Origin of the sequence: Pseudoalteromonas phenolica, from assembly GCF_044788725.1 — a bacterium.
Lineage (GTDB): Bacteria > Pseudomonadota > Gammaproteobacteria > Enterobacterales > Alteromonadaceae > Pseudoalteromonas > Pseudoalteromonas phenolica_C.
Genome location: NZ_CP173161.1, coordinates 2970305 through 2982978 on the forward strand (window position 1 = coordinate 2970305; position 12674 = coordinate 2982978).

Consider the following 12674-nt stretch of genomic DNA (forward strand, 5'->3'; position numbering starts at 1 on the left):
TGGACCAAAAAATCTATTTTTAGGTAAGCGCTTGTTCAGCTTTGACTGATGTGATACCAATAAATAAACCAAGTGAATTTGCGAATTAAAACCCTAAATGAGTACCCAAAGTTTTGCCTACGCCCAAGTGCGTGAAGCACTAACCAAGCAAATAACAGAGCAGCAATTAACAGGCAGCTTACCCTCAGAAAGAGAACTCTGTGCAACGTTTGATATTGCCCGTTCAACACTTAGACAGGCACTCGGGCAATTAGAAAATATGGGCCTCATTTACCGTAAAAACCGCAGTGGTTGGTATGTTTGCCCAAGAAAATTAAAATACGATCCTATGCAGCATGCCTCATTCTTACAATACACCACGGCGCAAGGGTTTCAGCCTAGTACCGTGCTACTTGAGCAGAAAAAACAAAAGCCCTGTAAAGAGATCGCCACCGCACTTGAACTCGATGGTAGAGCCAGCCTAACTAGCATTTTACGTGTCCGCTCCGTGGATGGTCGCGCTGTGGTTGTCGAAGACCTAAACTTTAGTAACAAGCATTTACCTGACATAGACAAGCATGATTTATCACTGTCTATCAGTATGTTACTTAAAAACACCTACCAACATCACAAGGTACTTTACGATATCTCGGTGGAATCGTGCTGCTTGTTTAATCCTATTGCACAGCACTTAGACACCTACGACGGTGCTCTTGGCTTAAAAGTCACTCGTATCGTTAGAGATCAACAAGGGACGGCCTTTGAGTTCGACCGAGAATTTTGGCGTCATGATGCCTTAATGATTGAAAACAAAGCCAAACTTCAATTTTAATTACCTTGGGTTAGTCCACTCGAATAACTCTCCTTAACAAAAAGACTGTAAAACTACTGCAATATAAAGCCTCTACACTGAGCATCTACTCTAGCGAGTTTGGTTCGTACCAAACTGGCGCATTTTTAGAAGGTGTGTCATATGCTCAGTGAGCTTAGCGGCAAGATAAAACATAAACTCAGCAGTAATGCCCTACTGTTTTGCATCTACGCCATTATTGCAGCCTGTAGCACCTATGCGTTTATGTATGGCTTTCGTAAACCTGTCGCTGTTGGTTTATATGCCGACACCTCACTGTTAGGAATATCACTTAAAACCCTGTATTTAACGGCACAAATTTTTGGTTATGCGCTCTCTAAATTCATTGGCATTAAAGTCATTTCTGAATTACAAAGCAACGGTAGAGCCAAAGCCATCCTCACTTTAGTGATTATCGCTTGGCTTGCACTGCTTGGATTTGCACTTATCCCACAGCCTTATAATGCTGCTTTTATGTTATTAAATGGCCTACCGCTCGGCATGGTTTGGGGTATCGTATTTAGTTATTTAGAAGGGCGAAGAGTCACTGAAATATTAGCGGCAGGGCTATGTACAAGCTTTATTGTTGCCTCTGGGTTGGTAAAAACCGTAGGTAGTTACTTAATGATGGACTACGGTGTGACTGAGTTATGGATGCCATTTGCTACAGCCAGTTTGTTTTTGCCCCTATTAGCATTATCTGTGTGGATGCTTGATCAACTCCCTCCTCCTAATCAAGCTGATATCGCCCAGCGCTGCGCCCGTATTCCCATGACCAAAGAAAGTCGCAAAGAGTTACTTCAGTTACTTGGTTTTGGCCTCACATTATTGATCATAGGATATGTGCTGCTCACCGTGCTGAGAGATTTACGCGATAGTTTCGCCTCCGATGTCTGGCTGGCAACCGGCCTTGATGGCGCTCCAGCACTGTTTACGCTTACCGAATTACCGATTGCACTGGTAGTGCTAGTCATTGTGGCACTACTCAAACTGATTAAAGACAACCACCTTGCAATGGTGATTAATCATTTACTCATTTTTGCCGGATTCACAATCACCTTATTAAGCTCACTCGCCTATCAACAGGGAATGTTGAGCCCTATTCATTGGATGGTGTTAAATGGCATTGGCCTCTACCTCGCCTATGTGCCCTTCTCAACTACGCTATTTGAACGCTTAATTGCAACATTTAACCGCCCTGCTAATGTTGGCTTTTTAACTTATCTAGCGGACTCATTTGGCTATTTAGGCACAGTCGGCGTGATGGTGTATCAAAGCCTTGTGATTGCCCAGGTGGATTGGAATCACTTTTTGCGAGAATTGAGTATTATCACTGGCGCTTTAGGGGCATTGTTAAGCGCCGCATCGCTTGGGTATTTTGTTTATAAGGAAAATATAACTACATATAAAGATTCTGAATTTCACCTGAAATTAAAAAGTAGTAATTTCTAGAATAAAAAATTCATTGACAGCGCATTTTTCAAGCGATAATTTATTTTATGCCTAACGGCATAATTAATAAGGAAATAGTAATGAAACTAAAATTAAATAAGAAAAAAGTAAAATCATTAACAAAAGATAAAGCAACTTTACCTGCTGAAGTTACACCGCAAGTTGGCGGTGCGAGTTACGTAGCATGTATGAGTGACTTTACATGTGACGATGCGTATTCTTGCCGCTACTGTGGTATGACAAAATACTGCTAATTAATTACAAGTTTTAGGTTACCATTTTATTGGTAACCTACTTCATTAAACAGCCCCAAATTAATTCCAATAGTAATTTAACTTCAACTGCCAAAGTGTTTGTTCTGATGATTTATATATCAATCGGAGATCAGCATCTTGATTTATGGGCACAACAAGCTCAACATTTTTACTCAATTCAGCTGTTTGCTTATGATAGAAACGTTCAACGGCAGCACGCATTTTAATATCTTGGTAAATATCACTGATCACACCGACTTCAATAGATGCATCAATCACTTGTTCAGTACTTGCTAGCTCACCAAAATATCCGTTTACCATGCCATAAACTAAACTACGATCGTCATTAAATAGCATAGATTTACCAGCGCCACCCATTGCAAAGGTGCTTTTGCAGCCTTGGCAACTTGTTCTGTCACGTTCAAATCCTAAATTTAGCTGCCAAGACCAGCCGCCTTCATTTACCCAGTCTGTATACGCTGGATTGAAAGATTCTAAATCGAGAATGTGGATTTTCTCCACATACATATTCGAATCACGAACTGCGATTTCAGCATCTAGCATCTCTAAATTCGAATAAGGTACTCGCGCAATATCAGATGCGAGTGAATCAAAGTAACTTAAGCGAAAACCCAGATTAGACTGAACTTTAGAGCCCACATCTAATGCTGAAACTGAATAATTTGATGGCTTTTGCGCTTTATGAGGCGCACTTTGAAGATAATTATCGACTTTTATCTCATTACCTATCGGCAATTTCAACCTTGCTCTGACCAAAGCTTTTTTCAGTGCTTTAACATGATCTGGCTCATACTGTTTTAATTGCTGAAGCTGAACAAATTCAAATAGCACTTCGATGATTTTTTTCTGAGCACGCACATTAAGTGATGTGAAGTCTGCACTTTTTAATAATTCTGCATTATTAAAAATACGCTTTGCGAGCGCATTTTCTTGGTCATTTAAATGTTGTTGATACTGATAAAAAGCACTGTTTCGCGATGGCGTGAATTTGATATCTCGTACCAAAGGCTGGTCATTATGCTCAGCCACCGCTAACTTGGAAAAAATAGTCCCGGGGATCACCCAAGGTGACAGTTCATTTGTTAGTTTATCGCCTGCCACCAACTCAGTCACTTTGGCAATGTGAAACGCACAGTTTTCATCGGCAAAATAATAGGTGTATTTTGCACCCATCAACTCCCAAATATGATTGCTAATTAAACGCACTTCATCAGCCGTTAGATTGAGTTCATATTCCCATAAATCTCTGAGCTCTACTTCACCATAATTATGCTGATGGCGATAAAATAATTGATCAGAAAACCCTGCAATATAGCCACCAAACAACCCTTTACTGATATACACAAGACCATTTTCGTTCTCAGGCACAATGGCACCATAATTGATGCTGTAATCAAGTAACTTGTTATGAGATTCAGTCGCCCTATTTAGTTTCAATAACATATGACCATAAAGCGATGCGGGGTTACTCATATAGCCTGACGCAAAAACCAAACTAACCGAGTGAATGGGCTGGCTCTCTCGCCACTGAGTTAACTCGTCGCAAGCACTGTTTAGCTGTTCAAATTTTAAACCTTGTTGCTGCAGCCATTGATATCTAGCAGGGTACCGACATTGCTTTTCAGGCTGTGTATTAAAGGCGTTAATAGTCGCTTGAAGTTCAAGATAAGGATCGTCTTTACCTGTAGGTGACAAAAAAAAATCATCACTAATGATATAACTTTCAAGGTCTTGCGGTGATTTATAGTGACCTAGTTTTAACCATGTTGGGTGTTGTGCGAGTTGCTCAATATCAGTTGCAGAATAAGTATTAAACGCCAGAGCAGAGCAAATAAGAAAAGATGAGATACGTCGTAACATAGAGTGAAAGTGGGCATTACTGCCCACTCAATCGATTAGATTGCAGAACAGCTAGCAGCGAACTGGCTAGTTACTTTGCTTTCTACGATGTTGTAAAGTGCTTGAGCATCAGCAGCTGGCTTATCTGCATAATCGTTACGGATTGCAGAAACGATGTCAGCGTGTGCAGTCGCTTCACAGCCACGTACATTTAACATTGCAGCTACGTACTCACCTTCACCTTGTGCAATTTCTTGCTCAAGTACAGGGAAAGTTTGCTGAATGAACTGAGCAGTCTTAACGTTTGCACCCTTACAGTTTTCTTGTGATGAAGCATTCGAAGAAACAGCTGTAGTACCAAGGTCCCAGATTACATTAGAGATAGCAGCTGCAGTGCCATTATCAGGGAAAACCATTGCACCTAGACCACATTGTTGCCAAGGGTTGATGTTAGCTTGTGCTGGAGCAGCTAGGAATGCGCCAGCTAGGATAGCTGCAGAAAGAGTTGCTTTTAACATTGTGAAATCCTTATTTTAAATTTTATTTCCCAAAAGGGAGTCAAATTTTATAGTGTAAAAAAAAAATTAACAATCATTTAATTTATGATCTAAAGTGCTTAAACTTAAACTTTAGATTTTTGGTAATGACATTTTATGACATACACCTATTGAGCTCGTGGCTTTTTATGGTATTCGGGTGACTTTGGGCCAGGTAACAACCCATCATGTTTATTTGTCGACAACAGCCTATTTGTTGCTTTTTTTGACATATCAAAACCAACATCGAAAGCATTATCTAGAACTTGATTTACAAGTGCTGAAAATAGCATTCCAGCCAAACCATCATTGTTCTGTGCCCTTTCCTCACTTGATGAAGCTTTAGCTTGACCTTGCCACAGTAATTCTCCTGTTTTTAAATCAACTAACCGAGCCGATAGCCTCACAACAGTATCACTGGCTAACACTGAATAAGACGTGCCGTAATTATGTATCTCAATAAACAAGGCCGCATCTGCCGCAAAAACTTCTTGTAGTTTGCTCGGTGCCAGTTGGTGAATTTCTTCTGCAATGGTGTAACCATTTTGTTTAAAGGTCTCTTCAACCAAAACCATTGGAAATACATAATAACCAGCTTCAGCCAAAGGTCGTGTTACATTGGCTTTTATTGAGGCTGCTGCAATTAGTTCATAAGAATGATTTACCGGAGGCAGTACCAAGATTGATAGAGGATCACTCTGTTTAAAAGCGACATAATCATGACTCGCTTTTTGTGTCGAACACCCTTGGGCCAAAGTGAGTAACAGCAATAACATGACTAACTTTAAGCTATTCATTTTTATTACCTCTCATATTAGCCATCAAAAAATTAATGTAGCCTTCAGACTCTGGAAAATAGGCCTTTTCTAACTCGAAATTCTTTAAGCCTTCATTTTTATTACCAGCTTGCATATGCAAATACCCCAAATGCGCATAAACACCTGGTGCCACTGGCTTTGATTTTGCTTTCGCCCTATCAATTAGGGTATTTAATTTAGAAATTTGCTCAGATAATGACTGACCTTCACCTTTAAAATAACTATATAAGACTTGGTTATAATCACCGTGGTAATAAAGAGGTTGAGTTGTTTCGCACCCAGTAAGAATAACAAGACTACTGATAAAGATGAGTAACAAGTACTGTTTCATGGGTTACCCTCAATGACTAAAAGTGACCTTTACCCAAACCTGTAATTAAATTATTAACAGCTTCTCTCAGTGCTAAATCTAACACCTTACCATTGAGGGTCGCGTCATAACTGGCGGTACTACCAAATCCAATTACCTCGCGGTTAGACAAGCTATATTCACCGGCTCCTTGCACCGAGTAGACAACTTCAGAAGTATTTACATCAACAACATTTAAACTCACTTTTGCATAAGCGATTTGTGACTTTCCTTTACCCAAAATACCAAATAACTGGCGGTCCCCTTCTTGCTTTCTACCAAACTCAGTAACGCCACCTGTAAGCACATAGCGTGCTCCTTTAATATTTTGCTTTGCATCAGCAAACTGCGCTTCTTGGCTTAAAGCCGATAAGTTACTTCTGTCTAATACACTAAAGCGTTGAGACTGCTGCAAATGTGTTTTTAAGATCGTTTTTGCTTGCGACCCTAAGCGATCTTCACCTGATGAAAAAATACCATTGTGGTAGGTTGAACGATTTTGAATATCACCAAGTGATACCTTTACTTTTTCGCCCTGATATTGCTCTAATAATTGATTTACTTGTACAGGTTCAATCACTCGCGATGACTCTGTGGCTGTACAGCCAGATAAAACTGCCATAGCTAATGAAGAAATAGCGATTAATTGTGTGCGTGTTTTCATACCTTGTTGCTCCGTCCCCTGATTTAACTACGTGCAACTATGACATCGAGTGCCATTTCATTCTGTGAGAGAGATGTTTTGAAATGTTAGAAAGTGTCTAAACGTTTTTTTAATCAAAATAAGTCACTCGATCACGGCCAGCGCGTTTACTTTCATACAAAGCCTGATCGGCTTGAGAAACCGCTTCTTCGAAATTCATATCTTTTTGCCATTTTGTTACACCAAAACTCAATGTAACTTTTAGCCTCTCCCTACTTACTTTGTGCTGCCCCAGTAAAGTAGTAATTAAATCGATGAAACGTTGAACTGTATGTTTATCTTCTTCATGAACAATAAATAAAAACTCCTCGCCTCCCCATCTGATAACTAAATTGGGGTGCTCAAAACAGTCTATGAAAATGCTTGAGACAATTCTAAGCACATCATCACCCCTTTCGTGACCATAGCTGTCATTTATCTTCTTAAAATGATCTATGTCCGCCATAATCACAAATACAAACTCCCTTTCGCTGCTTTCTAACCAATTACTAGAATTTAGATGTTTTTGTGCAAACCGACGATTATGTAAGCCTGTCAAAGCATCTTTACTCGCTAATAGAGTCAACTCTTCTCTAGACTGGATACTCATTTCACGTAAAGAGGCCAACGCATAAATCATGGGTAAGCCACTGATCATGACGTTAGAAAAATGTATATAGGGAACAAAATTTGGGTAGGGAAAGGTATCTAATAAAGGAAATTTAATCGTCACTAAAACACCGAACACAAGCATCATAGTAACAGCAAAGGTAATTGAACGTAAAAGAGGGATCGACTGCTCGACAAGTAAAATACAGGCAACCGCCCATAAATAGTAATGAAACCCCAACTCTATACCAAATGTAAGACATACAGCGACAGAATGTACCAACACTTCAAAACACACCAACTGCAGCGCACAGGATAACCTACCGCTTGAAAAACAGTTAAGTGATACAGCCCAACAAGCTATGCTTAAAATATTTAGACCAGATAACCAGTAAGCGCCTATATAAGCAAAAAAGAACAGCAATCCGACATGTAAATACAAACAGTACCAAGCGACCGTGCTCAATATGGCGGTTTTTTTTTGCTCTATAGAAAAGAAATCGTGATTTTGAATACGCACTGCTTTATCTAGTTAATGAACTTTAATAATGAGTATAGAAAAATTTATTTTGTTTTTTTCAATAAAAGAGAAAAATTTAACGACTCTTGCTCATTCAAACTGCTTCAAACCAAAAAACAGTACAACATTTTATAGAGGTTCATAACGAGATAAATTTATAGGCTCAGAGTGCACTAGATTCTGGAAAGCCCATATGAACAAAGAGTTGTACAGATAAACTACAACTTACCGCATAAGAATTAATGAAAGTTAAACAATAGATGTTTACGACTAAAGAGGTAACTAAAACTACTTAACAAACAGGCTCAACCTTAAAAAATTTAAAGTTTAAATAAAACAATTCTTATAAAAACCATATAAAATTTAAAAAACACACACCCAAAAACCAAAAAAAACTAATACAAAAAAACACATCAAATTGCAAAAAACGCATCAAACAAAAAAACAAAAAACCCTTATTAAGCAGATATTTAAATAACATTAAGGAATAAAAAATACCCACTCAATACCAAAAAGGTATTTTAATAATTCTCATAATGGATTTATGTTACTTGAGCGTATCTATTTTCGCGCCAAAATTATAGGGATAAAACATGAAGTCTAAAACATTACTCTCACGCAGCTTATTGAGTGTTGCTGTTGCAAGCTCACTATACGCAGCGCCAATGATTGCATCTGCAGAAGAAGCAGCCAAAGAAGAACTCGAAGTCATCACAGTTACATCACGTAAAAAAGTCGAAACTATTGTAGAAATACCTATGAGTGTTTCAGCCGTTTCAGAAGTAGAATTGGCAAATAGAAACTATATTGATGCCTCAGATTTATTCAGAACACTTGCTGGTGCTGCTGCTCCTCGTGGCCAGCTTATTCTTCGTGGTTTAAGTGGCGGTAACACAACAACTCCAAATACAACCGCAACTTTTACAGATGACATCCCGTTCGCATTTACTAACCTTGCAGATGTTGAGCGTGTAGAAGTGCTGCGTGGCCCTCAAGGCACATTATATGGCTCAAGTGCAATTGGTGGCACAGTTCGAGTCATTACGAAAAAGCCGGTACTCGATGAATTTGAGTTATTCGGTTCTATGATTGGCAAAATGGAAAAGAATGTAGATGGCTACGATACAAGTACTTCGCTTGGTATTAATGTGCCTCTTGTTGAGCAAACTCTCGCACTACGTGTAAACGGTAACATCCAGAATAACCAACGCCCAATGTACAATGTTGCAACTGGCAACCAAAGCGAGAGCCAAGAAAACTTTATTCGTTCACAGTTGCTGTGGCAAGTAGATGACAACACTTCAGTGACGTTCGGCTATGTACGTACCGAATATTCGTCGCAAGGTACAACACTTGGTGATACATCTAAACCGGGTGGTTATTACAGCCTGCGTTACATTGATAACCCAGATGCCAAATATGGCTATGACGTTGAACACAAATGGAATGAGTGTGATCCTGAATGGGGTCGAGTTCGCTGTGTTCAAGGTGGCGACTTTGTAAAAGGCGCAGTAGATAAGTATGCAATTTACAGCACCTTTGATCTCTATTCTCAAGACGAAACAGACTTATTCACTTTAAATGTGAATCTAGATAACATCGCTGAAATCGCGTCATTCACCTATGCGGGGTCTTATCGTGAGTATGAATCAAACTCATTAGATGATTGGTCACGTTTAGATGCTGATGATTTATTCAAAACTTGGATCGTCAACAAAGGCAAGGGAGAGCGTACTACGCATGAGTTACGTTTTCAAAACTATGACATAAACAGTCCGCTTTCTTGGACTGTGGGTATGTTTTATGACAAAACCAGTTCTCCTAGCAACCCTGATGCTCAATGGCAATACCTAGAAAGTGGTGATCAAGTGTCTGCCGCAGCCAATTACTGGTGGTCTTGGACTGGTATTGAAGACATTCGCCAAATGGCCTTTGATAAGTTCGGAGATGGCAGCAAAATCTGGAACCTTCGAAACTACAGCGAATGGGATAAAGAAATGGCCCTATTTGCTGATGCAAGCTATACCTTTAAAACAGATGATATGGGTGAGGTAGAGGTTAATGCTGGTGTTAGACGTTTCGACCTAGAAGATTTCAGTCACTACGAAACTGAAGGTGTTTGGTCTGAAGGCGTCACTAGTATAGGCGGTGAAGAAGACGGCAACCGTTTCAAGTTCAGCCTTTCATGGCGTCCTGAAGATAACTACTCTATTTATGGCTTATATTCAGAAGGCTACAGACCAGGTGGTAACAATGGCCCACTTGCCGCCGCTTGTCAGGCTGACCCTAAAGCTGGTAACAGAAAAGATCGCTACACCTCTGATTCTATCGATAACTATGAAGTAGGTTTTAAAGCATCATTGTTTGATGGCCGTTTTAACTTCACTTCAGCTGCGTATCACATAGATTGGACTGACATTAGAACAACCATTTATATGGATACATGTGGCTTCCGCTACACGGCGAACGCTGGTGAAGCCCAGTCACGCGGTTTAGAGTTCGAGTCAACGGCAACACTAACAGACACATTACAGTTAGTATTCAACGCTTCATATACTAAGTCTGAGCTGACTAAAGACAATGTCGCTATCAGTGGTAAAAAAGGCGACGAAATGACCATGGTTCCTAAATACAATGCTTACATTGCTTTAGATAAAGAGTTTGAGCTAAATGGCAAGCCTATGTTTGTTCGTGCAGATATGAGCGCATATGGTAAGTACAAAACGCATTTCAACACCAAAGAAGGCGACCAAGTACCTGCTTATTCGGTATTTAACTTATCAGCACGTTACGAAGTGAATGAAAATGTGAAGCTAAGTCTGCACCTAGATAATGTATTCAATAAAGAAACAGAACTGTATAGAAGTGACCGTAGTCGCTCTGACAGTACCGTTGCGCAAAAGTATATTGAATTCTTACCTGAGCGCACGCTTGCAGTTCGTTTAGATTACGTTTTCTTCTAAGCGTACACTAAAGCTTTTATTTCCCCGAAAAGCCTGTTTCACAGGCTTTTTTTAATCCGAAGTATTCTCAATTTTTTTCCATAGAGCTTCAGCGTCTGCTGTTAGCATTGAATAAGTTCTAATATCGCCATTTCGTTGAGCATGCATCGCCTTTTCGAGTAACGCATCATATTCTTTGCGCATTTTCTTTTTTGTTTTTTTTTTAAACAGGCCAAACATCAATAATCTCCTAAATAAAACCTTAGATACGTGATAGAAAATATTGAGATCAGCTTTACACCTTTGTGATGCCTTTTTAAGAAAATAAGCCAAGCTTAGATTGCCTATTTGAAGAAACAATTTCCGAGGAATGAACTTTTTTTGTTCATAAACGTATTGCTAGCAGGGTTTCTCATCTCCCTTCCTTTCTTATGAGAATGTAGACAGGGAAGCTTTTATTAGCGAGTCAATGGGTGGATTACTTCTATGATCCACCCATTTTTTAAAAAATTATTGAGTTAACTCTTCAATCACTTGGTTATACAGACTTTTATGCGCGTTATCACAGGCAGTATAGCCATTACAGTTAACGATAAAAGCGGCTGTCGTATCTGACTCTTTAATATAAAAGTTATACGTGGCATAGCCCAACTCTGAGCCATGATGGTGGATGACTTCTTTACCATTAATCATTTCTTTAAATAGGCCATAACTGTACTGCAAACCATCTATATTGGTATTTATGAAACTGCTTTCTGCCAGCAGCAAATCATAAGATGCTGAATTTAAATGTTCACCATTCACAGTTATGCTCAGTAGGTCTGCCATATCTTTTGCAGTTCCAACAACGGGCGCATCTGCCACACCAATATTTTCATAATAAGGTTTAGTATCTATTAGCTCACCATCATATAGAAAGTATCCTGAGTTGATGCTTGCATACTCTTTTTCCACCCCACCATAACTCATGCTATTAAGACCAAATGGTTCGAAAATTTGCTGTCGCATAGCTTTAGAATGATGCTCTGCCAGTAACTCATCTAAAATAAGCCCCGTTAATATATAACCCGTATTTGAGTATGACCAATCGGTGCCAGCAGCAAAATTTGCACCTTGCCCATAGGCAAAATTCATAGCGAATGCATCGGTTTTTAAGGTGTCAGGGTCTTTCAATACGGCATCATAAAATGCACCATCAGATTCATTTAAATAATCAAATAGCCCCGCGGTATGTTGCAGCATTTGCCTAGTGGTGATTGCTTCTGCATTGGCAACGCGTGAGGTGACATCGTTCGGTAGGTACGTGGTGATAGGTTTGTCTAGATCGAGTAATTGGTCGTTAACTAACATGGACGCCAATAATGCGGTTAATTTCTTACCTGCACTGCCATTGGGAATACGTGCATCAAGTTGCATTGGCGTTTGATTATCTATATTTGCAACGCCGGCAGCACCATGAAACTGAAGCTCGGGAGAATCAATATAAAGTACTACCCCTGGTATCTCCCCTTTAACTGTGCTTTCGAGTAAAGCTTGATAATCAAACTGTTGCTCTACAGGTTGTGTTGATTGAACATTACTTTCAGCAGCTTTATTACTTGAACCACATGCGGTTAATAGAAGCGCCGCAGCCACGCAAGTTAAGTTAAAAATATACGGTTTGGTTTTCATTGTTTTATCCTGTCTAAATTAAGATTGCAGTTAGACTAACCAAACAAAAACGTGCGAGTTGTAACGACATTAAGCTGTTTGTAGCAAAATGTATCAACGACCATAAAAAACCTAAGTCTTTGCTAGCTATTCTCTTTTTTTGATACACATTG

12 protein-coding genes are annotated in these 12674 nt (G+C 39.4%); 4 read left to right on the forward strand and 8 right to left on the reverse strand.

All coding sequences use genetic code 11. From position 1 onward, the window contains the following. Window positions 1–97 precede the first annotated feature (97 nt). The 3 genes from ACH784_RS13505 to ACH784_RS13515 all read left to right on the forward strand — a co-directional run bounded on the left by ACH784_RS13505 (window position 98) and on the right by ACH784_RS13515 (window position 2535). Window positions 98–811 (forward strand): UTRA domain-containing protein, encoded by a 714-nt coding sequence (locus ACH784_RS13505; protein ID WP_404391011.1) that lies wholly within the window; start codon window positions 98–100, stop codon window positions 809–811. 141 nt (window positions 812–952) lie between these two features. Next, window positions 953–2281, forward strand: a complete 1329-nt coding sequence (locus ACH784_RS13510; RefSeq protein ID WP_404391013.1) for a DUF5690 family protein — start codon at window positions 953–955, stop codon at window positions 2279–2281. Window positions 2282–2361: 80 nt separating this feature from the next. Continuing rightward, window positions 2362–2535, forward strand: coding sequence for a hypothetical protein (locus ACH784_RS13515; RefSeq protein ID WP_404391015.1), 174 nt, complete (start codon window positions 2362–2364; stop codon window positions 2533–2535). Window positions 2536–2595: 60 nt separating this feature from the next. On the opposite strand, the gene ACH784_RS13520 is transcribed toward ACH784_RS13515, so the two are convergent. From ACH784_RS13520 to ACH784_RS13545, 6 genes are all read right to left on the reverse strand, one after another. Further along, entirely contained in the window at window positions 2596–4416 is a 1821-nt protein-coding gene (locus tag ACH784_RS13520; RefSeq protein ID WP_404391017.1) for a DUF4105 domain-containing protein, read from the reverse strand. Between the two features lie 35 nt (window positions 4417–4451). Further along, window positions 4452–4913: a DUF3015 family protein gene (locus ACH784_RS13525; protein WP_404391019.1), complete on the reverse strand. Its 462-nt coding sequence runs from the start codon at window positions 4911–4913 to the stop codon at window positions 4452–4454. A 146-nt stretch (window positions 4914–5059) separates the two neighbouring features. Then, the gene (locus ACH784_RS13530; protein ID WP_404391021.1) at window positions 5060–5728 is read right to left on the reverse strand and encodes a DUF799 domain-containing protein; all 669 of its coding nucleotides are present in this window, start codon (window positions 5726–5728) and stop codon (window positions 5060–5062) included. Beyond that, window positions 5721–6080 carry a DUF4810 domain-containing protein gene (locus ACH784_RS13535; protein WP_404391023.1) on the reverse strand — a complete coding sequence of 120 codons (360 nt, stop codon included), beginning with the start codon at window positions 6078–6080 and terminating at the stop codon, window positions 5721–5723. Before ACH784_RS13535 ends, ACH784_RS13530 begins: the two co-directional genes overlap by 8 nt. 16 nt (window positions 6081–6096) lie before the next feature. After that, window positions 6097–6762 carry a CsgG/HfaB family protein gene (locus tag ACH784_RS13540; RefSeq protein ID WP_404391025.1) on the reverse strand — a complete coding sequence of 222 codons (666 nt, stop codon included), beginning with the start codon at window positions 6760–6762 and terminating at the stop codon, window positions 6097–6099. Window positions 6763–6871: 109 nt separating this feature from the next. Further along, window positions 6872–7909 carry a GGDEF domain-containing protein gene (locus ACH784_RS13545; protein WP_404391027.1) on the reverse strand — a complete coding sequence of 346 codons (1038 nt, stop codon included), beginning with the start codon at window positions 7907–7909 and terminating at the stop codon, window positions 6872–6874. Window positions 7910–8502: 593 nt separating this feature from the next. On the opposite strand from ACH784_RS13545, the gene ACH784_RS13550 reads away from it, so the two are divergent. After that, on the forward strand, window positions 8503–10872 hold the full coding sequence (locus ACH784_RS13550) for a TonB-dependent receptor (protein ID WP_404391029.1): 2370 nt from the start codon (window positions 8503–8505) through the stop codon (window positions 10870–10872). Between the two features lie 51 nt (window positions 10873–10923). Here the strand turns inward: ACH784_RS13550 and ACH784_RS13555 are convergent, their stop codons facing one another. Together ACH784_RS13555 and ACH784_RS13560 are read right to left on the reverse strand one after the other, a co-directional pair. Next, entirely contained in the window at window positions 10924–11091 is a 168-nt protein-coding gene (locus ACH784_RS13555; protein ID WP_404391031.1) for a DUF6435 family protein, read from the reverse strand. A gap of 270 nt (window positions 11092–11361) precedes the next feature. After that, on the reverse strand, window positions 11362–12522 hold the full coding sequence (locus ACH784_RS13560; protein ID WP_404391033.1) for a serine hydrolase domain-containing protein: 1161 nt from the start codon (window positions 12520–12522) through the stop codon (window positions 11362–11364). Window positions 12523–12674 lie beyond the last annotated feature (152 nt).

Bases quoted from the DNA above. Each gene is read 5' to 3' on its own strand.
- ACH784_RS13505 (WP_404391011.1), top strand. From the start codon at position 98: ATGAGTACCCAAAGTTTTGCCTACGCCCAAGTGCGTGAAGCACTAACC.
- ACH784_RS13510 (WP_404391013.1), top strand. From the start codon at position 953: ATGCTCAGTGAGCTTAGCGGCAAGATAAAACATAAACTCAGCAGTAAT.
- ACH784_RS13515 (WP_404391015.1), top strand. From the start codon at position 2,362: ATGAAACTAAAATTAAATAAGAAAAAAGTAAAATCATTAACAAAAGAT.
- ACH784_RS13520 (WP_404391017.1), bottom strand. From the start codon at position 4,416: ATGTTACGACGTATCTCATCTTTTCTTATTTGCTCTGCTCTGGCGTTT.
- ACH784_RS13525 (WP_404391019.1), bottom strand. From the start codon at position 4,913: ATGTTAAAAGCAACTCTTTCTGCAGCTATCCTAGCTGGCGCATTCCTA.
- ACH784_RS13530 (WP_404391021.1), bottom strand. From the start codon at position 5,728: ATGAATAGCTTAAAGTTAGTCATGTTATTGCTGTTACTCACTTTGGCC.
- ACH784_RS13535 (WP_404391023.1), bottom strand. From the start codon at position 6,080: ATGAAACAGTACTTGTTACTCATCTTTATCAGTAGTCTTGTTATTCTT.
- ACH784_RS13540 (WP_404391025.1), bottom strand. From the start codon at position 6,762: ATGAAAACACGCACACAATTAATCGCTATTTCTTCATTAGCTATGGCA.
- ACH784_RS13550 (WP_404391029.1), top strand. From the start codon at position 8,503: ATGAAGTCTAAAACATTACTCTCACGCAGCTTATTGAGTGTTGCTGTT.
- ACH784_RS13555 (WP_404391031.1), bottom strand. From the start codon at position 11,091: ATGTTTGGCCTGTTTAAAAAAAAAACAAAAAAGAAAATGCGCAAAGAA.
- ACH784_RS13560 (WP_404391033.1), bottom strand. From the start codon at position 12,522: ATGAAAACCAAACCGTATATTTTTAACTTAACTTGCGTGGCTGCGGCG.